The organism is Enterobacter sp. MGH 37, from assembly GCF_000534515.1.
GTDB lineage: Bacteria > Pseudomonadota > Gammaproteobacteria > Enterobacterales > Enterobacteriaceae > Enterobacter > Enterobacter kobei.
In genome coordinates this window covers 352,093-374,037 of the sequence record NZ_KI973205.1, presented here as the reverse complement: position 1 = coordinate 374,037, position 21,945 = coordinate 352,093, and the positions used below count along the sequence as shown (strand labels likewise).

Annotated in this window: 18 protein-coding genes and 7 tRNA genes; 23 read left to right on the top strand and 2 right to left on the bottom strand. The window is 54.3% G+C overall.

Annotation, left to right across the window (positions count from 1 at the left end; genetic code table 11):
• Positions 1-16 precede the first annotated feature (16 nt).
• From nagB to L383_RS21900, 12 genes are all read left to right on the top strand, one after another.
• Entirely contained in the window at positions 17-817 is an 801-nt protein-coding gene (gene nagB, locus L383_RS21845; RefSeq protein WP_008501061.1) for a glucosamine-6-phosphate deaminase, read from the top strand.
• A gap of 55 nt (positions 818-872) precedes the next feature.
• A complete protein-coding gene (gene nagA / locus L383_RS21850) occupies positions 873-2,021 on the top strand; it encodes an N-acetylglucosamine-6-phosphate deacetylase (protein WP_023332401.1) in 1,149 nt (382 codons plus the stop codon).
• An 8-nt stretch (positions 2,022-2,029) separates the two neighbouring features.
• Positions 2,030-3,250 carry a DNA-binding transcriptional regulator NagC gene (locus tag L383_RS21855; protein WP_023332400.1) on the top strand — a complete coding sequence of 407 codons (1,221 nt, stop codon included), beginning with the start codon at positions 2,030-2,032 and terminating at the stop codon, positions 3,248-3,250.
• A 45-nt stretch (positions 3,251-3,295) separates the two neighbouring features.
• Positions 3,296-4,048 (top strand): ribonucleotide monophosphatase NagD, encoded by a 753-nt coding sequence (gene nagD / locus L383_RS21860; protein WP_008501057.1) that lies wholly within the window; start codon positions 3,296-3,298, stop codon positions 4,046-4,048.
• A gap of 248 nt (positions 4,049-4,296) precedes the next feature.
• A complete protein-coding gene (gene asnB / locus L383_RS21865; RefSeq protein WP_014883010.1) occupies positions 4,297-5,961 on the top strand; it encodes an asparagine synthase B in 1,665 nt (554 codons plus the stop codon).
• Positions 5,962-6,185: 224 nt separating this feature from the next.
• Positions 6,186-6,262, top strand: a tRNA-Met gene (locus tag L383_RS21870).
• A gap of 8 nt (positions 6,263-6,270) precedes the next feature.
• Positions 6,271-6,355, top strand: a tRNA-Leu gene (locus L383_RS21875).
• Between the two features lie 23 nt (positions 6,356-6,378).
• Positions 6,379-6,453: transfer RNA gene (locus L383_RS21880), tRNA-Gln, on the top strand.
• Positions 6,454-6,485: 32 nt separating this feature from the next.
• Positions 6,486-6,560 (top strand) — tRNA-Gln (locus tag L383_RS21885).
• A gap of 17 nt (positions 6,561-6,577) precedes the next feature.
• Positions 6,578-6,654 (top strand) — tRNA-Met (locus tag L383_RS21890).
• 40 nt (positions 6,655-6,694) lie between these two features.
• Positions 6,695-6,769 (top strand) — tRNA-Gln (locus L383_RS21895).
• A 36-nt stretch (positions 6,770-6,805) separates the two neighbouring features.
• Positions 6,806-6,880: transfer RNA gene (locus tag L383_RS21900), tRNA-Gln, on the top strand.
• Positions 6,881-6,996: 116 nt separating this feature from the next.
• Here L383_RS21900 and ubiF read toward each other — a convergent pair.
• Complete coding sequence (gene ubiF / locus L383_RS21905) at positions 6,997-8,172, bottom strand: 3-demethoxyubiquinol 3-hydroxylase (RefSeq protein ID WP_023332399.1); 1,176 nt, start codon at positions 8,170-8,172, stop codon at positions 6,997-6,999.
• A 135-nt stretch (positions 8,173-8,307) separates the two neighbouring features.
• Here ubiF and miaB point away from each other — a divergent pair, with 135 nt between their 5' ends.
• From miaB to rihA, 10 genes are all read left to right on the top strand, one after another.
• Entirely contained in the window at positions 8,308-9,732 is a 1,425-nt protein-coding gene (gene miaB, locus L383_RS21910) for a tRNA (N6-isopentenyl adenosine(37)-C2)-methylthiotransferase MiaB (RefSeq protein WP_014883008.1), read from the top strand.
• A gap of 163 nt (positions 9,733-9,895) precedes the next feature.
• Entirely contained in the window at positions 9,896-10,942 is a 1,047-nt protein-coding gene (locus L383_RS21915; RefSeq protein ID WP_032628771.1) for a PhoH family protein, read from the top strand.
• The gene (ybeY, locus tag L383_RS21920) at positions 10,939-11,406 is read left to right on the top strand and encodes an rRNA maturation RNase YbeY (RefSeq protein WP_008501052.1); all 468 of its coding nucleotides are present in this window, start codon (positions 10,939-10,941) and stop codon (positions 11,404-11,406) included. Before L383_RS21915 ends, ybeY begins: the two co-directional genes overlap by 4 nt.
• Positions 11,407-11,495: 89 nt before the next feature.
• Positions 11,496-12,374, top strand: a complete 879-nt coding sequence (corC, locus tag L383_RS21925) for a CNNM family magnesium/cobalt transport protein CorC (protein ID WP_014883006.1) — start codon at positions 11,496-11,498, stop codon at positions 12,372-12,374.
• 5 nt (positions 12,375-12,379) lie between these two features.
• Positions 12,380-13,918: an apolipoprotein N-acyltransferase gene (lnt, locus tag L383_RS21930; protein WP_023332397.1), complete on the top strand. Its 1,539-nt coding sequence runs from the start codon at positions 12,380-12,382 to the stop codon at positions 13,916-13,918.
• A 400-nt stretch (positions 13,919-14,318) separates the two neighbouring features.
• Positions 14,319-15,224 carry an amino acid ABC transporter substrate-binding protein gene (locus L383_RS21935; RefSeq protein ID WP_023332396.1) on the top strand — a complete coding sequence of 302 codons (906 nt, stop codon included), beginning with the start codon at positions 14,319-14,321 and terminating at the stop codon, positions 15,222-15,224.
• A 155-nt stretch (positions 15,225-15,379) separates the two neighbouring features.
• Positions 15,380-16,120 (top strand): glutamate/aspartate ABC transporter permease GltJ, encoded by a 741-nt coding sequence (gene gltJ, locus L383_RS21940; RefSeq protein ID WP_014883003.1) that lies wholly within the window; start codon positions 15,380-15,382, stop codon positions 16,118-16,120.
• Positions 16,120-16,794 (top strand): glutamate/aspartate ABC transporter permease GltK, encoded by a 675-nt coding sequence (gltK, locus tag L383_RS21945; protein ID WP_014883002.1) that lies wholly within the window; start codon positions 16,120-16,122, stop codon positions 16,792-16,794. Before gltJ ends, gltK begins: the two co-directional genes overlap by 1 nt.
• Complete coding sequence (locus L383_RS21950) at positions 16,794-17,519, top strand: amino acid ABC transporter ATP-binding protein (RefSeq protein ID WP_014883001.1); 726 nt, start codon at positions 16,794-16,796, stop codon at positions 17,517-17,519. The genes gltK and L383_RS21950 overlap by 1 nt, the downstream gene beginning before the upstream one ends.
• 120 nt (positions 17,520-17,639) lie before the next feature.
• Positions 17,640-18,581, top strand: coding sequence for a pyrimidine-specific ribonucleoside hydrolase RihA (rihA, locus tag L383_RS21955; RefSeq protein WP_014883000.1), 942 nt, complete (start codon positions 17,640-17,642; stop codon positions 18,579-18,581).
• A 79-nt stretch (positions 18,582-18,660) separates the two neighbouring features.
• Here the strand turns inward: rihA and L383_RS21960 are convergent, their stop codons facing one another.
• Complete coding sequence (locus tag L383_RS21960) at positions 18,661-19,143, bottom strand: zinc ribbon-containing protein (protein ID WP_014882999.1); 483 nt, start codon at positions 19,141-19,143, stop codon at positions 18,661-18,663.
• Positions 19,144-19,357: 214 nt separating this feature from the next.
• Between L383_RS21960 and leuS the strand changes: the two genes are divergently transcribed.
• Positions 19,358-21,940, top strand: coding sequence for a leucine--tRNA ligase (gene leuS / locus L383_RS21965; RefSeq protein WP_023332394.1), 2,583 nt, complete (start codon positions 19,358-19,360; stop codon positions 21,938-21,940).
• Positions 21,941-21,945: the final 5 nt, after the last annotated feature.

Sequence of the window (21,945 nt, the reverse complement as noted above, 5' to 3'; positions counted from 1 at the left end):
ACTCTTGAGGTGAACAATGAGACTGATTCCCCTGGCAACTGCTGAACAAGTCGGTAAATGGGCCGCTCGCCATATCGTTAACCGCATTAATGCCTTCAAGCCTACCGCCGATCGTCCTTTCGTTCTTGGCCTGCCAACCGGCGGTACTCCGCTGACGGCGTATAAAGCCCTGGTTGAAATGCACAAAGCGGGCCAGGTTAGCTTCAAACATGTTGTGACCTTCAATATGGATGAATATGTCGGCCTGCCAAAAGACCACCCGGAAAGCTACCATAGCTTTATGCACCGGAATTTCTTTGATCACGTTGATATCCCAGCGGAAAATATTAACCTGCTGAATGGAAATGCGCCTGATATTGACGCAGAATGCCGTCAGTACGAAGAAAAAATCCGTTCTTACGGTAAAATCCACCTGTTTATGGGCGGCGTGGGCAACGATGGTCATATCGCGTTTAACGAGCCGGCATCGTCCCTGGCTTCCCGCACGCGTATTAAAACGCTGACCCATGACACCCGCGTGGCAAACTCCCGCTTCTTTGACGGTGATGTGAACCAGGTTCCAAAATACGCCCTGACCGTTGGCGTAGGCACCCTGCTGGATGCCGAAGAAGTGATGATTCTGGTGCTGGGTGGCGTGAAAGCGCAAGCGCTCCAGGCTGCCGTTGAAGGCAACGTTAACCACATGTGGACCATCAGCTGCCTGCAGCTGCATCCAAAATCAGTCATCGTCTGCGACGAACCGTCCACGATGGAGCTGAAAGTGAAAACGCTGAAATACTTCAACGAGTTAGAAGCCGAGAACATCAAAGGTCTGTAATTGATTAACCGCCTCTTCTCAAAGAGGCGGCCGCTTTTTTTAACCGGGGGTCGTTATGTACGCTTTAACCCACGGTCGGATTTATACCGGCCACGAAATTCTGGATGACCATGCGATTGTTATCGCCAATGGCCTGATTGAACGTGTTTGTCCGCAGGCAGAACTGCCGCCAGGGATTGAACAGCGCTCACTCAATGGAGCAGTAATCTCCCCCGGTTTCATCGACGTACAGCTGAACGGCTGCGGCGGTGTGCAATTCAATGACACTGCCGAGGCGGTGACGGTTGAAACGCTGGAAATCATGCAGAAAGCCAACGAGAAATCGGGCTGCACCAGCTATCTGCCAACGCTCATCACCAGCAGTGATGACCTGATGAAACAGGGTATCCGCGTGATGCGCGAATACCTCGCCAAACATCCTAATCAGGCGCTCGGTCTGCACCTGGAAGGGCCATGGCTGAATATCGTGAAGAAAGGCACCCATAACCCGAATTACGTGCGCAAGCCTGACGCTGAACTGGTCGACTACATGTGTGCGAACGCCGATGTGATCGCTAAAGTGACGCTGGCACCAGAGATGACCGGCACTGACGTGATCAGCAAACTGGCTGCCGCCGGGATTGTGGTTTCAGCAGGGCACTCAAACGCCACGCTGAAAGAAGCCAAAGCGGGCTTCCGCGCGGGCATTACCTTCGCCACGCACCTTTACAACGCCATGCCTTATATCACCGGTCGCGAACCGGGTCTGGTCGGGGCGATTCTGGACGAGCCAGACGTCTACTGCGGCATTATTGCTGATGGTATGCACGTGGATTACACCAACATTCGTAATGCCAAGCGCCTGAAAGGTGACAAGCTTTGCCTGGTTACCGATGCCACTGCACCAGCAGGTGCAAATATTGAGCAGTTCATTTTTGCCGGTAAAACAATATACTACCGCAATGGACTGTGTGTGGATGAAAACGGTACGCTGAGCGGTTCCTCTTTAACAATGATTGAAGGGGTGCGTAACCTGGTTGAGCACTGTGGGATTGCGCTGGATGAAGTCCTGCGTATGGCTACCCTTTATCCGGCTCGCGCAATCGGCGTGGATAAACAGCTTGGCGGAATTGCACCGGGTATGGTTGCAAACCTGACGGCATTCACACACGATTATAAAATTATTAAGACCATCGTTAATGGTAACGAGGTCGTCACTGAGTAAGTAAAAGTATGACACCAGGCGGACAAGCTCAAATCGGTAATGTCGATCTCGTTAAACAACTTAACAGTGCGGCGGTATATCGCCTGATTGACCAACACGGGCCAATCTCTCGAATTCAGATAGCCGAACAAAGCCAGCTTGCTCCCGCCAGCGTGACAAAAATTACCCGCCAGCTTATTGAGCGCGGTTTGATCAAAGAAGTCGATCAGCAGGCCTCTACCGGGGGCCGCCGCGCTATCTCCATTATTACCGAAACCCGCAATTTTCAGGCGATTGGCGTTCGGCTCGGCCGTCATGACACCACGCTCACGCTCTACGATCTGAGCAGCAAAGCAATTGCGGAAGAGCACTATCCCCTTCCCGAGCGCACCCAGGAGACGCTGGAGCACGCGCTGCTGAATACCATCGCGCACTTTATTGAGAGCTGTCAGCGTAAGATCCGCGAGCTCATTGCAATTTCAGTGATTTTACCCGGACTGGTCGACCCGGAAAGCGGCGTGATTCGCTACATGCCGCACATTCAGGTGGAAAACTGGGCGCTGGTCGACGCGCTGGAAAAACGCTTTAAAGTGACCTGTTTTGTCGGCCACGATATTCGTTCTCTGGCACTGGCAGAGCACTACTTTGGTGCGAGTCAGGACTGCGAAGACTCTATTCTGGTGCGTGTCCACCGCGGGACAGGCGCAGGTATTATTTCTAACGGTCGGATTTTTATTGGTCGCAACGGTAACGTCGGCGAGATCGGCCACATTCAGGTCGAGCCGCTGGGCGAACGCTGCCACTGCGGTAACTTCGGCTGCCTTGAAACCATTGCCGCCAACACGGCCATTGAGCACCGCGTTCGCCATCTGCTTGAACAAGGTTACCAGAGTCGCGTCACGCTGGCTGATTGCAAGATAGGCACCATCTGCAAAGCCGCCAATAAAGGCGATGCACTGGCCTGTGAGGTGATCGAGCAGGTTGGGCGCCATCTGGGGAAAACTATCGCCATCGCCATTAACCTGTTTAACCCACAGAAAGTGGTGATAGCCGGAGAAATTGTTGAAGCGGAAAAGGTGCTGCTCCCCGCGATTGAAGGCTGTATTAACACCCAGGCGCTGAAAGCATTCCGCCAGAATCTTCCTGTGGTTCGTTCAAAACTTGACCATCGCTCGGCAATTGGCGCTTTTGCGCTGGTGAAACGCGCCATGCTCAACGGTATTCTGCTGCAGCATTTGCTGGAAAGTTGATCGGACCTTATAGTAACGCCTTCTTTTTTTGATGTCGGAACGTCCATGACCATTAAGAATGTAATTTGTGATATCGACGGCGTGCTGATGCACGACAACGTTGCCGTACCAGGTGCTGCGGAGTTTCTTCACCGCATCATCGACAAAGGAATGCCTCTGGTTCTTCTCACGAACTACCCTTCTCAGACCGGTCAGGATCTGGCAAACCGCTTTGCGACGGCGGGCGTCGACGTCCCGGACAGTGTGTTTTATACCTCGGCGATGGCAACGGCGGATTTTCTGAAACGTCAGGAAGGCAAAAAAGCGTACGTGGTCGGCGAAGGCGCGCTGATCCACGAGCTGTATAAAGCGGGCTTTACGATTACCGATGTCAATCCGGACTTCGTGATTGTGGGTGAAACGCGCTCCTATAACTGGGAGATGATGCATAAAGCCTCGTTCTTCGTTGCCAACGGCGCGCGCTTCATTGCCACCAACCCGGATACCCACGGTCGAGGTTTTTATCCGGCCTGTGGCGCGCTGTGTGCCGGTATTGAAAAAATCTCCGGGCGCAAGCCATTCTATGTCGGCAAACCAAGCCCGTGGATCATCCGCGCCGCGCTCAATAAAATGCAGGCCCACTCAGAAGAAACGGTTATTGTCGGCGATAACCTGCGTACGGATATTCTGGCCGGCTTCCAGGCGGGTCTGGAAACCATTCTGGTGCTGTCCGGCGTCTCGCAGCTTGATGACATTGATTCGATGCCGTTCCGACCAAGCTGGATTTACCCCTCCGTCGATGAAATTGACATTATCTGATACCAAACCACGCTCAGGGCGTGGTTTTTCATTTTTAGCCCTTACAAATAAAATCCTATCTAACAAAAAGCGCACTTTATTGCATAATCATCAATAAAAGCGTTCGTGACGTACTCTTTTTTCACTATTCCACAATCACCATTGCACTATTTCCGTTTTCGCCCGTAAATCTCTTGCGCCCCTTCTCCCTTTGCGGCATTTTCATAAGCAAGCAACATTACAAAGCAACAGGGTTAACGGAGAAGGTTATGTGTTCAATTTTTGGCGTACTGGATATTAAAACTGACGCAGGCGAACTGCGTAAAAAAGCACTCGAACTGTCCCGCCTGATGCGCCATCGCGGCCCGGACTGGTCAGGCGTTTACGCCAGTGATAAAGCGATTCTGGCTCACGAACGTCTGTCTATCGTAGACGTCAACGCCGGTGCACAGCCGCTGTATAACGAGAAAAAAACGCACGCGCTGGCTGTTAACGGTGAAATCTATAACCATCAGGCACTGCGCGCCGAGTACGGCGATCGCTACGCCTTCCAGACCGGGTCTGACTGTGAAGTGATTCTGGCGCTCTATCAGGAGAAAGGTCCGGAATTCCTGGACGACCTGCAGGGTATGTTTGCCTTCGCCCTGTACGATAGCGAAAAAGACGCGTATCTGATTGGCCGCGACCATATCGGCATTATCCCGCTGTACATGGGCCACGATGAACACGGCAACTTCTATGTTGCCTCTGAAATGAAAGCCCTGGTACCGGTCTGCCGCACCATTAAAGAGTTCCCGGCAGGCAGCTACCTGTGGAGTAAAGACGGTGAGATCCGTCCGTACTACCAGCGCGACTGGTTCGATTATGACGCGGTTAAAGACAACGTGACGGATAAAGCCGAGCTGCGTCAGGCGCTGGAAGATTCCGTGAAAAGCCACCTGATGTCAGACGTACCTTATGGCGTGCTGCTCTCCGGCGGTCTGGACTCCTCCGTGATCTCCGCGATCACCAAGAAATTCGCCGCTCGCCGCGTGGAAGATCAGGAGCGCTCCGAAGCCTGGTGGCCGCAGCTGCACTCCTTTGCCGTGGGTCTTGAAGGGGCACCTGACCTGAAAGCTGCGCAGGAAGTGGCAAACCATCTGGGCACCGTGCACCATGAAATTCACTTCACCGTGCAGGAAGGCCTGGATGCAATCCGCGATGTGATCTATCACATTGAAACTTATGATGTTACTACCATTCGTGCCTCAACGCCGATGTACCTGATGTCACGTAAGATTAAAGCGATGGGCATCAAGATGGTGCTGTCCGGTGAAGGTTCTGACGAAGTGTTTGGCGGCTACCTGTACTTCCATAAAGCGCCAAACGCCAAAGAACTGCATGAAGAGACCGTGCGTAAATTGCAGGCACTGCATATGTTTGACTGTGCACGTGCCAACAAAGCAATGTCGGCATGGGGAGTGGAAGCGCGTGTCCCGTTCCTGGATAAGAAATTCCTCGACGTGGCGATGCGTATCAACCCGCAGGACAAAATGTGCGGCAACGGTAAAATGGAAAAACATATCCTGCGCGAATGTTTTGAATCATACCTGCCCGCGAGCGTGGCGTGGCGTCAGAAAGAGCAGTTCTCTGATGGCGTAGGCTATAGCTGGATCGACACCCTGAAAGAGGTGGCAGCAAAACAGATTTCCGACCAGCAACTGGAAACGGCAAGCTTCCGCTTCCCGTACAACACGCCGGGCTCGAAAGAAGCGTACCTGTACCGCGAAATCTTTGAAGAGCTGTTCCCGGTGCCGAGTGCGGCAGAGTGTGTTCCGGGTGGCCCATCCGTCGCCTGCTCGTCTGCCAAAGCGATTGAATGGGATGAATCTTTCAAAGCGATGAACGATCCATCTGGCCGTGCGGTAGGCGTTCACCAGTCTGCCTACAAATAATCGCGACGATTCTAATCAGGCCCCTCTGGGGCCTTTTTTTTGCCTTGCATTTCACTCTCGAAAAACGATTAATAACCAATAATTGCCGAATATTCGGTCACGCTGTTCGCAACCTAACCAAACAGTCACATTCCGGCTATTTTCGTTGAAAAAGGTGTTGACGCTGCAAGGGTCTATACGCATAATGCGCCCCGCAACGCCGATAAGGTAACGCGAAAAAAGATGGCTACGTAGCTCAGTTGGTTAGAGCACATCACTCATAATGATGGGGTCACAGGTTCGAATCCCGTCGTAGCCACCATCTTTTTTGCGGGAGTGGCGAAATTGGTAGACGCACCAGATTTAGGTTCTGGCGCCGCAAGGTGTGCGAGTTCAAGTCTCGCCTCCCGCACCATTCCCAGGTAAGCGTTGCACGGATGGGGTATCGCCAAGCGGTAAGGCACCGGTTTTTGATACCGGCATTCCCTGGTTCGAATCCAGGTACCCCAGCCATATTTCTTCGATTTTGCGGTTCTCCGCGGTATTGGGGTATCGCCAAGCGGTAAGGCACCGGTTTTTGATACCGGCATTCCCTGGTTCGAATCCAGGTACCCCAGCCATCGAAGATTGCAGTACTGGCTACGTAGCTCAGTTGGTTAGAGCACATCACTCATAATGATGGGGTCACAGGTTCGAATCCCGTCGTAGCCACCAAATTAAGATTGTCGATTTTTCGGTAATCAAGACAAATTGTTGGGGTATCGCCAAGCGGTAAGGCACCGGATTCTGATTCCGGCATTCCGAGGTTCGAATCCTCGTACCCCAGCCAATTTAAAAAGTCGTTAAGCAGTTTGTTTAACGCTATTGGGGTGTCGCCAAGCGGTAAGGCTCTGGTTTCTGATACCAGCATTCCGGGGTTCGAATCCCTGCACCCCAGCCACTTAAAAACAAATAAGCCCGCTCTGCGGGCTTTTTTGTTTTTGTTGTTTGTGCGGCCTGATGCCCCCTCACCCTAACCCTCTCCCCAAAGGGGCGAGGGAATAGTCGAAGCAGCAATTAAAGTCCGAGAGCGTATTTCAGGGCCTGACGTTTCAACCCACCAGCACGTTCCGCCGCCATGAGGCCAATGTTACGCAGAATACGTACTGGCGCTAAGTCATTGCTGAACCCGGCATAGAACAGATCCATTCCCGACTGCATAATAAAATTATCCGCCATACGTCGCGTCTGGTAACGCTTCAGTACCTGATGGCTGGACCACGCTTCCGCATGCCCGCGCGCATGACTTAAAACGTCCAGTAACGCGTCAACGTCACGATACCCAAGATTTACCCCCTGCCCGGCCAGCGGGTGTATGGTGTGTGCCGCATCCCCCACCAGCGCCAGCCCGTCACGGGCATACTGCAAAGCGTGACGTCGCGTGAGCGGGAATGCGCCAGCGGCGACTGGTGTGATATGCCCCAGACGGCTCGGGAAGTGCTGCAGGATCTCGCGCTGCAGTTGTTCCATTGAAAGCCCTTGTAGCTGGCGAATGCGCGCCGGTTTGTCGTACCACACCAGTGACGCCCAATGATCAAATAGCGGTAAAAAGGCATGCGGGCCATTCGGCGTAAAGTGCTGCCAGGTGCTCTCACCCGGCGAATTCTCACACTGGACGGTAATCAGCATACAAGACTGCTCATACTGCCAGGCATGTACCCCAATACCTGCCATCTGTCTGACCTGAGAATTGGCACCATCCGCCCCGACGGCCAGCTTCACAGCCAGCTCATCACCGCTGTCGAGCGTCAGCAAATAGCCGCTTTCGTGAGTATGAAGTGCCTTAAGTGACGCAGGAACACGCAGCGTCACCTTCGGGTGCGCCTCCAGGGCCTGCCAGAGCGCCAGCTGGAGCACATTGTTTTCCACCATGTAGCCCAGGCGCGGCAGCTTCAGCTCCGCAGCATCAAACGCAACGTGGGCATTTTCCCACTCCCAGGTTTCAAGACGGCTGTAGGGATGCGCACGCATCGCCTGCACCGTTTCCCAGACGCCCAGACCGCGCAGCAGATCGACTGACGCCGCGCTGATAGCAGAAATGCGCACATCCGGCTTGCTGGCGGGATCGAATGCCGGCGGTGCAGCCTGTTCAATTACCGTTACCTCAAATCCCTGATGCGCCAGCCCCAGCGCCAGTGCGCCGCCGACCATACCGCCGCCGACAACGGCAACTTCGGTGTGTTGGAGTGTCATGGTCATTTTTCCTTATTGGAGAATCCCTTAAGTTTACCGGATTTTTGCGGTCCTGAGACACATAACCTTCATACTGGTCACAACCCCACCAAAGCATTACAATACGCGGCTTGCAATCCTGAGCTGAGCAAGTCGATGACTAAAAAACTCCATATAAAAACCTGGGGCTGTCAGATGAACGAATACGATTCATCCAAGATGGCCGATCTGCTGGACACCACCCACGGATACCAGCTGACTGAAAATCCGAAAGAAGCCGACGTGTTGCTGCTGAACACCTGTTCAATTCGTGAAAAAGCGCAGGAAAAAGTCTTCCACGTGTTAGGCCGCTGGAAACTTCTCAAACGAAAAAATCCGGACCTGATCATCGGCGTGGGCGGTTGCGTCGCATCACAGGAAGGTAAGCTGATCCGCCAGAGAGCTCCCTATGTGGATATCGTCTTTGGCCCGCAGACTCTGCACCGCCTGCCGGAGATGATCAACCAGGTTCGCGGTAATCGTAGCCCGGTCGTTGACGTCAGCTTCCCGGAGATCGAGAAATTTGACCGTCTGCCAGAACCGCGCGCAGATGGCCCGACCGCTTTCGTTTCCATCATGGAAGGCTGCAACAAATACTGCACTTACTGTGTGGTGCCTTACACCCGTGGCGAAGAAGTCAGCCGCCCGGCAGACGATATTCTGTTTGAAATCGCGCAGCTTGCCGCGCAGGGCGTTCGCGAAGTGAACCTGCTGGGCCAGAACGTTAACGCCTGGCGTGGGGAGAACTACGACGGCACCACCGGCACCTTTGCTGAACTGCTGCGCCTGGTGGCCGCGATTGACGGTATCGACCGTATTCGCTTTACCACCAGCCATCCGATGGAATTCACCGATGACATCATTGATGTCTATCGCGATACGCCAGAGCTGGTGAGCTTCCTGCATCTGCCGATTCAGTGCGGCTCTGACCGCGTTCTGAACCTGATGGGCCGTCCGCATACGGTTCTGGAGTACAAATCCACCATCCGTAAGCTGCGTGAAGCGCGTCCGGATATCCAGATAAGCTCCGACTTTATTGTCGGCTTCCCTGGTGAAACCGCGGATGACTTCGAGCGCACCATGAAGCTCATTGGTGAAGTGAATTTTGACGTCAGCTACAGCTTCATCTTCTCCGCGCGTCCTGGAACCCCTGCGGCCGATATGGTTGACGATGTGCCGGAAGAAGAGAAAAAGCAGCGTCTGTATATTCTGCAGGAGCGCATCAACCAGCAGGCCAACGCCTGGAGCCGCCGTATGCTCGGCACCGTCCAGCGCATACTGGTAGAAGGCACCTCGCGCAAGAGCATTATGGAACTCTCCGGTCGTACAGAAAACAACCGCGTGGTGAATTTTGAAGGCACCCCGGACATGATCGGTAAATTTGTGGACGTTGAGATTGTCGAAGTGCTCACCAACTCACTGCGTGCGAAAGTGGTCCGCACTGAAGACGAAATGGGCCTGCGTATTGCCGAGTCACCGGAATCCGTCATTTCGCGTACCCGCAAAGAAAACGATTCTGGCGTGGGGATTTACCAGCCTTAATCCTTCGGGCCTGCCGCTTCGGCAGGCCTTGTATTTCCTCTCATCGTCCCCAATATCATCTGCAATGCTTGCGCCTTTATTCTATGGCGTGAATAATTTCGGTAATGACCGTTTTATTACGCCGGGTGGCAGCGGGTCAGCTAACCAATCAAAGAGGAACAGTTTGAACATAGATACGCGTGAAATCAGCCTAACGCCCGCAGACAACGCTCGCCTGCTGAGCCTGTGCGGACCGTTTGATGACAACATCAAACAACTGGAGCGACGTCTGGGTATCGAAATCAATCGTCGCGATAATCACTTCAAACTTACCGGACGCCCTATCTGCGTCAATGCGGATGCAGATATCCTGCGCAGCTTGTATGTCGATACCGCCCCGATGCGCGGCGAAATTCAGGATATCGAACCGGAACAAATTCACCTCGCCATTAAAGAGGCGCGCGTGCTTGAGCAGAGCGCGGAAAGTGTGCCGGACTACGGTAAGGCCATCAACATCAAGACCAAGCGTGGCGTCATTAAGCCGCGTACGCCAAACCAGGCGCAGTACATCGCTAATATTCTCGACCACGACATCACCTTCGGCGTGGGGCCGGCGGGTACGGGTAAAACCTATCTGGCCGTTGCCGCGGCGGTGGATGCGCTGGAACGTCAGGAAATCCGCCGTATCCTGCTGACCCGTCCGGCGGTGGAAGCGGGTGAAAAACTGGGCTTCCTGCCGGGCGATCTGAGTCAGAAGGTCGACCCGTATCTGCGTCCTTTATACGATGCGCTGTTTGAGATGCTCGGCTTTGAGAAGGTCGAAAAGCTGATTGAGCGTAACGTGATTGAAGTGGCCCCACTCGCCTACATGCGTGGTCGCACGTTAAACGACGCGTTCATCATTCTTGATGAAAGCCAGAACACCACCATCGAACAGATGAAGATGTTCCTGACGCGTATTGGCTTTAACTCGAAAGCGGTCATTACCGGTGACGTTACCCAGATCGACCTGCCGCGCAGCACCAAATCCGGCCTGCGCCACGCCATTGAAGTGCTGGCCGAAGTCGATGAAATCAGCTTTAACTTCTTCCACAGTGAAGACGTGGTACGCCATCCGGTAGTTGCGCGCATCGTTAACGCCTATGAAGCCTGGGAAGAGGCGGATCAAAAACGCAGGGCCGAACTGGCCGCAGAACGTAAGCGCGACGCGCAGGAGCAAGAACAGAAATGAGTCAGGTGATCCTCGATTTACAGCTGGCCTGTGAAGACAATTCCGGTATGCCAGATGAGGCACAGTTTCAGAAATGGCTGGATGCCGTTATCCCCCAGTTTCAGGAAGAATCAGAAGTGACGATTCGCCTGGTGGATGAGGCAGAAAGCCATGAGCTTAACCTGACTTACCGTGGGAAAGATAAGCCAACCAACGTGCTCTCTTTCCCGTTCGAAGCCCCGCCGGGTATCGAGATGCCGCTGCTGGGGGATCTGATCATCTGCCGTCAGGTGGTTGAACAGGAAGCCAAAGAGCAGCAAAAGCCGCTGGAAGCCCACTGGGCGCATATGGTGGTGCATGGCAGCCTGCATCTGCTTGGCTACGATCATATTGAAGATGACGAAGCGGAAGAGATGGAGTCCCTCGAGACAGAGATAATGCTTGCTCTGGGCTATGAGGATCCGTACATTGCCGAGAAAGAATAGTCAGTTAACTTACTGACGACTATGCCGCCGCGCAGGGAATTCGCGTGGCGGTAAATGTTGAACTAACAAGAGAACCCTTAACAAACGCCATGAGCGACGACAATTCACACAGTAGCGACACGACAAACACTAAAAAGGGATTTTTCTCCCTCATTCTGAACCAGCTTTTCCACGGCGAACCCAAGAACCGTGATGAACTGCTGGAGCTGATTCGTGATTCCGGGCAAAACGACCTTATCGACGAAGATACGCGCGAAATGCTCGAAGGGGTGATGGACATTGCTGACCAGCGTGTTCGCGATATCATGATCCCCCGCTCGCAGATGATCACCCTGAAACGTAACCAGACCCTGGACGAGTGCCTCGATGTGATCATCGAATCCGCCCACTCGCGTTTCCCGGTCATCAGCGAAGATAAAGATCACATCGAAGGGATTTTGATGGCGAAAGATCTGCTGCCGTTTATGCGCAGTGATGCCGAAGCCTTCAGCATGGAAAAAGTGTTACGCCAGGCCGTGGTTGTGCCGGAAAGTAAACGTGTGGACCGGATGCTGAAAGAGTTTCGCTCTCAGCGTTACCACATGGCGATTGTTATTGATGAATTTGGCGGCGTTTCCGGACTGGTCACGATCGAGGATATTCTTGAGCTGATCGTGGGTGAAATCGAAGATGAGTATGACGAAGAGGAAGATATCGACTTCCGTCAGCTCAGCCGCCACACCTGGACCGTGCGCGCGCTGGCCTCGATTGAGGACTTCAACGACGCTTTCGGCACTCACTTCAGTGATGAAGAGGTCGATACCATTGGCGGGCTGGTGATGCAGGCCTTTGGCCACCTTCCGGCGCGCGGTGAAACCGTTGACATCGACGGTTACCAGTTCAAAGTGGCAATGGCCGACAGCCGCCGTATTATACAGGTTCATGTCAGAACGCCGGACGACTCACCGGTGCCAAAACTGGAAGATTAATGTAAATGGCATTTGCCCCATTACTTGAACGCCAGCGCGTCCGTTTGCTGCTGGCGCTGTTACTCGGAGCCAGCGGTACGCTGGCTTTTTCTCCTTACGATATCTGGCCTGCGGCTATTCTCTCCCTGATGGGGCTTCAGGGTCTGACCCTGAACCGGCGTCCGGTACAGGCTGCCGCCATTGGTTACTTCTGGGGACTGGGGCTCTTTGGCTCCGGCATTAACTGGGTCTACGTCAGCATCGCCCAGTTTGGCGGTATGCCGGGCCCGGTTAACGTCTTCTTGGTCGTCCTGCTCGCGGCATATCTCTCACTGTATACTGGTCTGTTCGCAGGGATCCTTTCCCGCCTGTGGCCTAAAACCACCTGGCTGCGCGTCGCCATTGCCGCGCCGGTGGTCTGGCAGATCACCGAATTCCTGCGCGGTTGGGTGTTGACCGGCTTCCCGTGGCTGCAGTTCGGCTACAGCCAGATTGATGGCCCGCTGAAAGGCCTGGCCCCGGTCATGGGCGTTGAGGCAATCAACTTCCTGCTAATGGTGGTCAGCGGCCTGCTGATCCTGTCGCTGGTCACGCGTTGCTGGAAACCGCTGGCCGTGGCGCTGGTGCTGTTTGCCCTGCCCTTCCCGCTGCGGTATATCCAGTGGTTCACGCCTGAGCCTGAGCGCACCATGCAGGTTTCTATGGTGCAGGGAAATATCCCGCAATCTATGAAGTGGGATGAAAAAGAGCTGCTGAACACGCTGAAGATCTACGCCAACGCCACCGAAGAGGTGATGGGTAAATCGCAGCTGATCATCTGGCCGGAATCCGCCATTCCCGATCTGGAGATCAATCAGCAGCCGTTCCTGAACATGATGAACGACTTGCTGCTGGCTCGCGGCAGCACGCTGATTACCGGGATTGTCGATGCGCGTCTGAATCAGCAGAACCGTTATGACACCTACAACACCATCATTACGCTCGGCAAAGACAGCGAATACAGCTACAACTCCACGGATCGGTACAACAAGAACCACCTGGTGCCGTTTGGTGAATTTGTTCCGCTGGAGTCGATTCTGCGCCCGCTGGCTCCGTTCTTTGATCTGCCGATGTCCTCCTTCAGCCGTGGCCCGTACGTACAGCCCCAGCTGCATGCGCACGGCCTTGCCCTGACGGCGGCCATCTGCTACGAAATCATTCTCGGCGAGCAGGTTCGCGATAACTTCCGCCCGGATACCGACTACCTGCTGACCATCTCCAACGATGCGTGGTTCGGTAAATCTATCGGCCCGTGGCAGCATTTCCAGATGGCGCGTATGCGTTCTCTGGAGCTGGCGCGCCCATTGCTGCGCAGCACCAACAACGGCATCACCGCCGTGATTGGTCCACAGGGTGAAATCCAGGCCATGATCCCGCAGTTCACCCGTGAGGTGTTGACCACAAAAGTCACACCAACCACCGGCCTGACGCCGTATGCCCGCACCGGCAACTGGCCGCTGTGGATCCTGACCGCGCTGTTCGGTTTCGGTGCCGTGCTGATGAGCCTGCGTCAGCGTCGTCGCTAATCTTACCTTCTGTTGCCGGGTGGCGCTAACGCTTACCCGGCCTACATTTTGACTCCGTAGCTCGGGTAAGGCGTAGCCGCCACCCGACAAATTCCTTCCAGTGCCAAATCTGGCACGCCTGTTGCTTTGTATATTCACGCAAACGCAGTTTGGCTTAACGTGCAACCTTGTCGCACCAGCGTAGATCACCGGTAGCACCGAAACGGTGCAACGGGAGATATTTGCCTCTGAATGGTGCGGCGCGCTTCGCAAAAATAAACAATAACGCAGCAAAATCTTTACATTAAGCCAGACTAAATGTTAACAAGCTTGCATAACACTGCACTCGCATCGCGCGAGATATAACAACATCACAATGGGTATCAATGCGTCACTGGCGCTGATAAGAAAGGAGTTGGGTATGCAATTACGTAAACTGGCCACAGCAATGCTGGTTATGGGAATGTCTGCCGGCGTGGTTCACGCTGAAGATGCTCCAGCAGCAGGCAGTACTCTCGACAAGATTGCCAAAAACGGCGTCATCGTGGTCGGCCACCGTGAATCTTCCGTCCCGTTCTCTTACTACGACAACACGCAAAAAGTCGTGGGCTATTCACAGGATTACTCCAACGCCATCGTTGAAGCTGTGAAGAAAAAGCTGAACAAACCTGACCTGCAGGTGAAGCTGATCCCAATCACTTCACAGAACCGTATTCCACTGCTGCAAAACGGCACCTTTGATTTTGAGTGTGGCTCTACCACCAACAACCTCGAGCGCCAGAAACAGGCCGCTTTCTCTGACACCATCTTCGTCGTGGGCACCCGTCTGCTGACGAAGAAAGGCGGTGATATCAAAGATTTTGCTGACCTGAAAGGCAAAGCGGTCGTCGTAACGTCCGGTACCACCTCAGAAGTGCTGCTGCACAAGCTGAACGACGAGAAGAAAATGGATATGCGCATCATCAGCGCGAAAGACCATGGCGACTCCTTCCGCACCCTGGAAAGTGGCCGTGCCGTCGCGTTTATGATGGATGACGCCCTGCTGGCGGGTGAGCGTGCGAAAGCGAAGAAACCAGAAAACTGGGACATCGTCGGCACCGCGCAGTCAAAAGAAGCTTACGGCTGCATGCTGCGTAAAGACGATCCGCAGTTCAAGAAGCTGATCGATGACACTATCGCCCAGGTACAGACTTCCGGCGAAGCGGAAAAATGGTTCGACAAATGGTTCAAGAACCCGATTCCACCAAAAAATCTCAACATGAACTTTGAACTGTCTGATGACATGAAAGCGCTGTTCAAATCTCCAAATGACAAGGCTCTTAACTAATTAGAACAACAGGGGCGGGATCTCCTGCCCTCTCGATTGTCGGGAAGCATGGACAGACTATACGTTGAGTGGTCGTTCCCCACTCAGCGCGAAAAATGAGCTTCTCACCAATCTTCGAGGGTAGCGCTGCTACCCTTTTTTTTCTGGAGTTTATTATGTCAATAGACTGGAACTGGGGCATATTCCTGCAACAAGCCCCGTTCGGCAACACCACCTATCTTGGCTGGCTGTGGAGCGGCTTCCAGGTCACCGTGGCACTATCGATAACAGCGTGGATTATCGCGTTTCTTGTCGGTTCGCTGTTCGGTATTCTGCGCACCGTCCCTAACCGTTTTCTTTCAACACTGGGCACGCTCTATGTGGAACTGTTCCGTAACGTTCCGCTCATCGTGCAATTCTTTACCTGGTATCTGGTTATCCCGGAACTGCTGCCGGAAAATATTGGCATGTGGTTCAAGTCGGAGCTGGATCCAAATGTGCAGTTCTTTGTCTCCTCCATGATGTGTCTGGGGCTGTTTACCGCTGCGCGCGTTTGTGAGCAGGTGCGTGCCGCCATTCAGTCATTACCCCGCGGACAAAAAAATGCGGGTCTGGCGATGGGCCTGACCCTGCCGCAAACCTACCGCTACGTGCTGCTGCCTAATGCCTACCGCGTTATCGTGCCACCGATGACCTCGGAGATGATGAACCTGGTGAAAAACTCGGCCATCGCCTCCACTATCGGCCTGGTCGATATGGCGGCCCAGGCGGGCAAGCTGCTGGATTACTCCGCTCACGCGTGGGAATCCTTCACCGCGATCACGCTCGCGTATGTTCTGATTAACGCTTTCATCATGCTGGTGATGAACCTGGTTGAACGCAAAGTACGCCTGCCGGGCAATCTGGGGGGCAAATAATGTACGAATTTGACTGGAGTTCTATCGTTCCTTCCATGCCTTACCTACTGGATGGCCTGGTGATTACCTTAAAAATCACCGTTATTGCCATCATCATTGGTATCGTCTGGGGCACCCTGCTGGCGGTGATGCGCCTGTCGAGCTTTAAGCCGCTCGCCTGGTTTGCGACCGCCTACGTTAACGTTTTCCGCTCCATCCCGCTGGTGATGGTGCTGCTGTGGTTTTACCTGATTGTTCCCGGCTTTCTGCAAAACGTCCTGGGGCTGTCACCAAAAACCGATATCCGCCTGATCTCGGCGATGGTGGCGTTCTCAATGTTTGAGGCCGCTTACTACTCAGAGATTATCCGCGCGGGCATTCAGAGCATCTCCCGCGGGCAATCCAGCGCCGCGCTGGCGCTGGGGATGACGCACTGGCAGTCCATGCAGCTGATTATTCTGCCGCAGGCGTTTCGCGCCATGGTTCCGCTCCTGCTGACCCAGGGCATTGTGCTGTTCCAGGATACCTCGCTGGTGTATGTCCTGAGTCTGGCAGACTTCTTCCGTACCGCGTCAACCATCGGTGAACGTGATGGTACGCAGGTCGAGATGGTGCTCTTCGCGGGCGCGGTCTATTTTGTGATTAGTTTAAGCGCGTCGCTGTTGGTCAGTTGGCTGAAGAAAAGGACGGTATAATGATTTCCCTGAAAAATGTTTCTAAATGGTATGGGCACTTTCAGGTGCTGACCGACTGCTCCACGGAAGTGAAAAAAGGCGACGTGGTGGTGGTGTGCGGCCCGTCCGGTTCCGGTAAGTCCACGCTGATCAAAACCGTTAATGGTCTGGAACCTGTGCAGCAGGGCGAAATTGTTGTTAACGGCACCAAAGTGAACGACAAAAAAACCAACCTTGCCCAGCTTCGCTCTCACGTTGGTATGGTGTTCCAGCACTTTGAGCTGTTCCCTCACCTCTCCATCATCGAGAACCTGACGCTGGCGCAGGTGAAAGTGCTTAAGCGCGATAAAAAAGCATCGCGTGAGAAAGGCCTTAAGCTTCTGGAGCGCGTTGGGCTTTCTGCACATGCCGATAAGTTCCCGGCGCAGCTTTCGGGTGGTCAGCAGCAGCGTGTCGCGATCGCCCGCGCGCTGTGCATGGATCCGGTGGCAATGCTGTTTGATGAGCCAACATCGGCACTCGATCCAGAGATGATCAACGAAGTGCTCGACGTTATGGTCGAGCTGGCGCACGAAGGGATGACCATGATGGTGGTGACGCACGAAATGGGCTTCGCCCGTAAAGTGGCCAACCGCGTCATCTTTATGGACGAAGGGAAGATCGTGGAAGACTCGCCGAAAGAAGAGTTCTTCGCGAACCCGAAATCCGAACGTGCAAAAGATTTCCTCGCCAAAATCCTGCATTAATCTTCTCAGTGCGCAATCTGCGGATTGCGCACTGCCTCACGCTTTCGCGCTCTTGTTCTCGTCGGCGTCACATTGCAGCGTTAACCTTGTCACAAAATAACGCTACGTATGGAGAACGCTATGGCACAGCCTATTATTCTCGATTGCGATCCGGGTCATGATGACGCCATTGCTCTCGTCCTCGCTCTTGCCTCCCCTGAACTGGACGTAAAAGCGGTTACCTCATCCGCCGGAAATCAGACGCCGGATAAAACCTTGCGCAACGTGCTGCGCATGCTGACCCTGCTCAAACGCACCGATATTCCTGTCGCTGGCGGGGCCGTGAAACCGCTGATGCGCGAGCTGATCATTGCGGATAACGTTCATGGCGAAAGTGGACTGGACGGCCCTGAACTGCCGGAACCGGGCTTCGCGCCACAAGGCTGCACCGCCGTTGAGTTGATGGCGAAGGTGCTGCGCGAAAGTGCAGAGCCCGTGACGCTGGTGGCTACAGGTCCGCAGACGAACGTGGCATTGCTGCTTAACAGCCATCCAGAACTGCACGGTAAAATCGCCCGGATCGTCATCATGGGCGGCGCAATGGGGCTCGGAAACTGGACGCCAGCCGCGGAGTTCAATATCTATGTTGACCCTGAAGCCGCAGAGATCGTTTTCCAGTCCGGTCTGCCGATTGTGATGGCGGGGCTGGATGTGACGCATCGGGCCCAAATTATGGCAGACGATATTGAACGCTTCCGCTCTGTGGGTAATCCGGTGGCAACGACTGTGGCAGAACTGCTCGACTTCTTTATGGAGTACCACAAAGCCGAGAAATGGGGCTTCCATGGCGCACCGCTGCATGACCCGTGCACGATTGCCTGGCTGTTGAAACCTGAGATGTTTACCACGGTTGACCGCTGGGTTGGTGTGGAAACGCAGGGGAAATATACCCAGGGAATGACGGTGGTGGATTACTACTCGCTGACGGGGAACGAGCCGAATACTGCGGTGATGGTGGATATCGACCGGGAAGCGTTTGTAGATTTGCTGGCGGAGAGACTGGCTTACTATAGTGCGGCCTGATGCCCTCACCCCAACCCTCTCCCACGGGGAGAGGGAGCAAACACTAAAAACGGCAACAGGGTTGCCGTTTTGCTTTTACCTAGGGCTCAAACGGCCGGCGCTGGAACTGGTCGTGACCGCATTTCGGGCACAAGGGCAGCACCTCCGGCGTATACACCGCGATGTGGTGATGACATTTCTCACACACCAGATTTCCCAACCCTACCACTTCGCCGCTGTGGTACACACCGTGATGGTTCAAATCCTGAAACACCTCGCGCCACTCAAGCTGCGTTTTATCGGTGATATCCGCCAGCTCCTGCCACAGGCTCTCTTTGATCACCCGCATAAACACGCTGTCCGAGACCTCTTCCTGGCTCTCCTGATAGCTGCGCGCAAACTCTTCCAGGTCACGACGTACCGCACGCGTCACCTCTTCCACTTCGGTTCGCGTTAACTCACCCGTTTGCGTCACGCGGGCACGCGCCTGTTCGACCAGCGCATCAATATCACGCTCGCCGTTACGCAGCCGCTCCGTCAGTGTCGCCACCAGCTCGCGGTAAAATTGAGCAACCTTGTTCATCATTTTGCCTCCCGGGTAAGTAACTAACTCTAATAATAGACCTTATTTCACCGCCGCTTTGTCAGGTGAAACACAGACCCGGTAAATTCCTGCAAAGTGCTTTTGTGCGAAAGGCTGTTTTGACGCGGACGTTTGGGCTATGCTATGCGGATCTGAATTACCACATCCATTGGCTACATTTGTAGCTGTATTAAAAACAGGACCACTGGCTGCCATGCAAGAGCAATACCGCCCGGAAGAGATAGAATCAAAAGTCCAGCAACACTGGGACGAGAAGCGCACCTTTGAAGTAACCGAAGACGAGAGCAAAGAGAAGTATTACTGCCTGTCGATGCTTCCCTATCCTTCTGGTCGACTACACATGGGCCACGTGCGTAACTACACCATTGGTGATGTGATCGCCCGTTACCAGCGTATGCTGGGCAAAAACGTGCTGCAGCCTATCGGCTGGGATGCGTTCGGCCTGCCGGCAGAAGGTGCAGCAGTAAAAAACAATACGGCACCGGCACCATGGACGTACGACAACATCGCGTACATGAAAAACCAGCTCAAAATGCTGGGCTTCGGCTATGACTGGAGCCGCGAGCTGGCGACTTGCACCCCGGAATATTACCGCTGGGAGCAGAAATTCTTCACTGAGCTGTACAAAAAAGGCCTGGTGTACAAGAAGACGTCTGCGGTTAACTGGTGCCCGAATGACCAGACCGTTCTGGCAAACGAGCAGGTTATCGACGGCTGCTGCTGGCGCTGTGACACCAAAGTTGAGCGTAAAGAGATCCCGCAGTGGTTTATCAAAATCACCGCTTACGCTGACGAACTGCTGAACGATCTGGATAAACTGGATCACTGGCCTGACACCGTTAAGACCATGCAGCGCAACTGGATCGGCCGTTCTGAAGGTGTGGAAATTACCTTCAACGTTGAGAACTACGACCAAACGCTGACCGTCTACACCACCCGTCCGGACACCTTCATGGGAGCGACCTATCTGGCCGTGGCCACAGGTCACCCGCTAGCGCAGAAAGCGGCAGAGAACAATCCGGAACTGGCAACTTTCATCGACGAATGCCGCAACACCAAAGTGGCTGAAGCCGACATGGCGACGATGGAGAAAAAAGGCGTTGATACCGGCTTTAAAGCGATTCACCCGCTGACGGGTGAAGCTATTCCTGTCTGGGCGGCGAACTTTGTGCTGATGGAATACGGCACCGGTGCGGTGATGGCCGTTCCGGGACACGATCAGCGCGACTACGAGTTTGCCACCAAATATGGCCTGACCATTAAGCCGGTGATCCTGGCCGCAGACGGTTCTGAACCCGACCTGTCTGAGCAGGCATTGACCGAAAAAGGCACCCTGTTCAACTCCGGCGAATTTAGCGGACTGAGCTTCGAAGAGGGCTTCAATGCCATCGCTGACAAGCTGGCCTCGCTGGGCGTAGGTGAGCGTAAAGTCAACTTCCGTCTGCGCGACTGGGGCGTTTCCCGTCAGCGTTACTGGGGCGCGCCAATTCCAATGGTGACCCTTGAAGACGGCACCGTGATGCCGACGCCAGAAGATCAACTGCCGGTGATCCTGCCGGAAGATGTGGTCATGGACGGCATCACCAGCCCGATCAAAGCCGATCCTGAGTGGGCGAAAACCACCGTTAACGGCCAGCCTGCGCTGCGTGAAACCGACACCTTTGACACCTTTATGGAGTCTTCCTGGTATTACGCACGCTACACCTGTCCGCAGTATCAGGAAGGCATGCTGGATTCTGACGCGGCCAACTACTGGCTGCCGGTAGACATCTACATCGGTGGCATCGAACACGCCATCATGCACCTGCTCTACTTCCGCTTCTTCCATAAGCTGATGCGCGATGCTGGCATGGTGAATTCTGACGAACCAGCCAAACAGCTGCTGTGTCAGGGCATGGTGCTGGCTGATGCCTTCTACTACGTTGGCGCGAACGGCGAGCGTAACTGGGTGTCTCCGGTGGACGCGATCGTAGAGCGCGACGAGAAAGGCCGTATTGTGAAGGCGACAGACGCTGAAGGTCATGAGCTGGTTTATACCGGCATGAGCAAGATGTCCAAGTCGAAAAACAACGGTATCGACCCGCAGGTGATGGTTGAGCGTTACGGTGCAGATACCGTGCGTCTGTTCATGATGTTTGCCTCTCCGGCTGACATGACGCTGGAGTGGCAGGAATCCGGTGTTGAAGGCGCGAACCGCTTCCTGAAACGCGTCTGGAAACTGGTTTACGAACATACCGCACAGGGTGATGCTCCGGCGCTGAACGCTGCTGCCCTGACGGAAGATCAGCAGGCGCTGCGTCGTGATGTTCATAAAACAATTGCAAAAGTCACCGATGATATTGGTCGTCGTCAGACCTTCAATACCGCAATTGCGGCTATTATGGAACTGATGAACAAGCTGGCGAAAGCCCCGCAGGATGGCGAGCAGGATCGTGCCTTAATGCGTGAAGCGCTGCTGGCCGTCGTTCGCATGCTGAACCCGTTCACGCCACACGTCAGCTTTACTCTGTGGCAGGAACTGAAAGGCGAAGGCGATATCGACAACGCGCCGTGGCCGGTTGCGGACGAAGCAGCAATGGTGGAAAACACCACGCTGGTGGTAGTCCAGGTCAACGGCAAAGTGCGCGGTAAAATTACCGTGGCGGTCGACGCAACCGAAGAACAGGTTCGCGAGCGTGCAGGCCAGGAACCTCTGGTCGCGAAATATCTTGAGGGCGTTACCGTACGTAAAGTGATCTACGTACCCGGTAAACTGCTCAATCTGGTCGTTGGCTAAGCGCG

What these genes read in the sequence shown, in the direction of transcription:
- ubiF (WP_023332399.1), bottom strand. Translation starts at nt 8,172, where the DNA reads ATGACACTCCAACACACCGAAGTTGCCGTTGTCGGCGGCGGTATGGTC.
- L383_RS21960 (WP_014882999.1), bottom strand. Translation starts at nt 19,143, where the DNA reads ATGAACAAGGTTGCTCAATTTTACCGCGAGCTGGTGGCGACACTGACG.
- asnB (WP_014883010.1), top strand. Translation starts at nt 4,297, where the DNA reads ATGTGTTCAATTTTTGGCGTACTGGATATTAAAACTGACGCAGGCGAA.
- ybeY (WP_008501052.1), top strand. Translation starts at nt 10,939, where the DNA reads ATGAGTCAGGTGATCCTCGATTTACAGCTGGCCTGTGAAGACAATTCC.
- L383_RS21935 (WP_023332396.1), top strand. Translation starts at nt 14,319, where the DNA reads ATGCAATTACGTAAACTGGCCACAGCAATGCTGGTTATGGGAATGTCT.
- L383_RS21950 (WP_014883001.1), top strand. Translation starts at nt 16,794, where the DNA reads ATGATTTCCCTGAAAAATGTTTCTAAATGGTATGGGCACTTTCAGGTG.
- lnt (WP_023332397.1), top strand. Translation starts at nt 12,380, where the DNA reads ATGGCATTTGCCCCATTACTTGAACGCCAGCGCGTCCGTTTGCTGCTG.
- gltJ (WP_014883003.1), top strand. Translation starts at nt 15,380, where the DNA reads ATGTCAATAGACTGGAACTGGGGCATATTCCTGCAACAAGCCCCGTTC.
- nagA (WP_023332401.1), top strand. Translation starts at nt 873, where the DNA reads ATGTACGCTTTAACCCACGGTCGGATTTATACCGGCCACGAAATTCTG.
- gltK (WP_014883002.1), top strand. Translation starts at nt 16,120, where the DNA reads ATGTACGAATTTGACTGGAGTTCTATCGTTCCTTCCATGCCTTACCTA.
- miaB (WP_014883008.1), top strand. Translation starts at nt 8,308, where the DNA reads ATGACTAAAAAACTCCATATAAAAACCTGGGGCTGTCAGATGAACGAA.
- nagB (WP_008501061.1), top strand. Translation starts at nt 17, where the DNA reads ATGAGACTGATTCCCCTGGCAACTGCTGAACAAGTCGGTAAATGGGCC.
- rihA (WP_014883000.1), top strand. Translation starts at nt 17,640, where the DNA reads ATGGCACAGCCTATTATTCTCGATTGCGATCCGGGTCATGATGACGCC.
- corC (WP_014883006.1), top strand. Translation starts at nt 11,496, where the DNA reads ATGAGCGACGACAATTCACACAGTAGCGACACGACAAACACTAAAAAG.
- nagD (WP_008501057.1), top strand. Translation starts at nt 3,296, where the DNA reads ATGACCATTAAGAATGTAATTTGTGATATCGACGGCGTGCTGATGCAC.
- leuS (WP_023332394.1), top strand. Translation starts at nt 19,358, where the DNA reads ATGCAAGAGCAATACCGCCCGGAAGAGATAGAATCAAAAGTCCAGCAA.
- L383_RS21855 (WP_023332400.1), top strand. Translation starts at nt 2,030, where the DNA reads ATGACACCAGGCGGACAAGCTCAAATCGGTAATGTCGATCTCGTTAAA.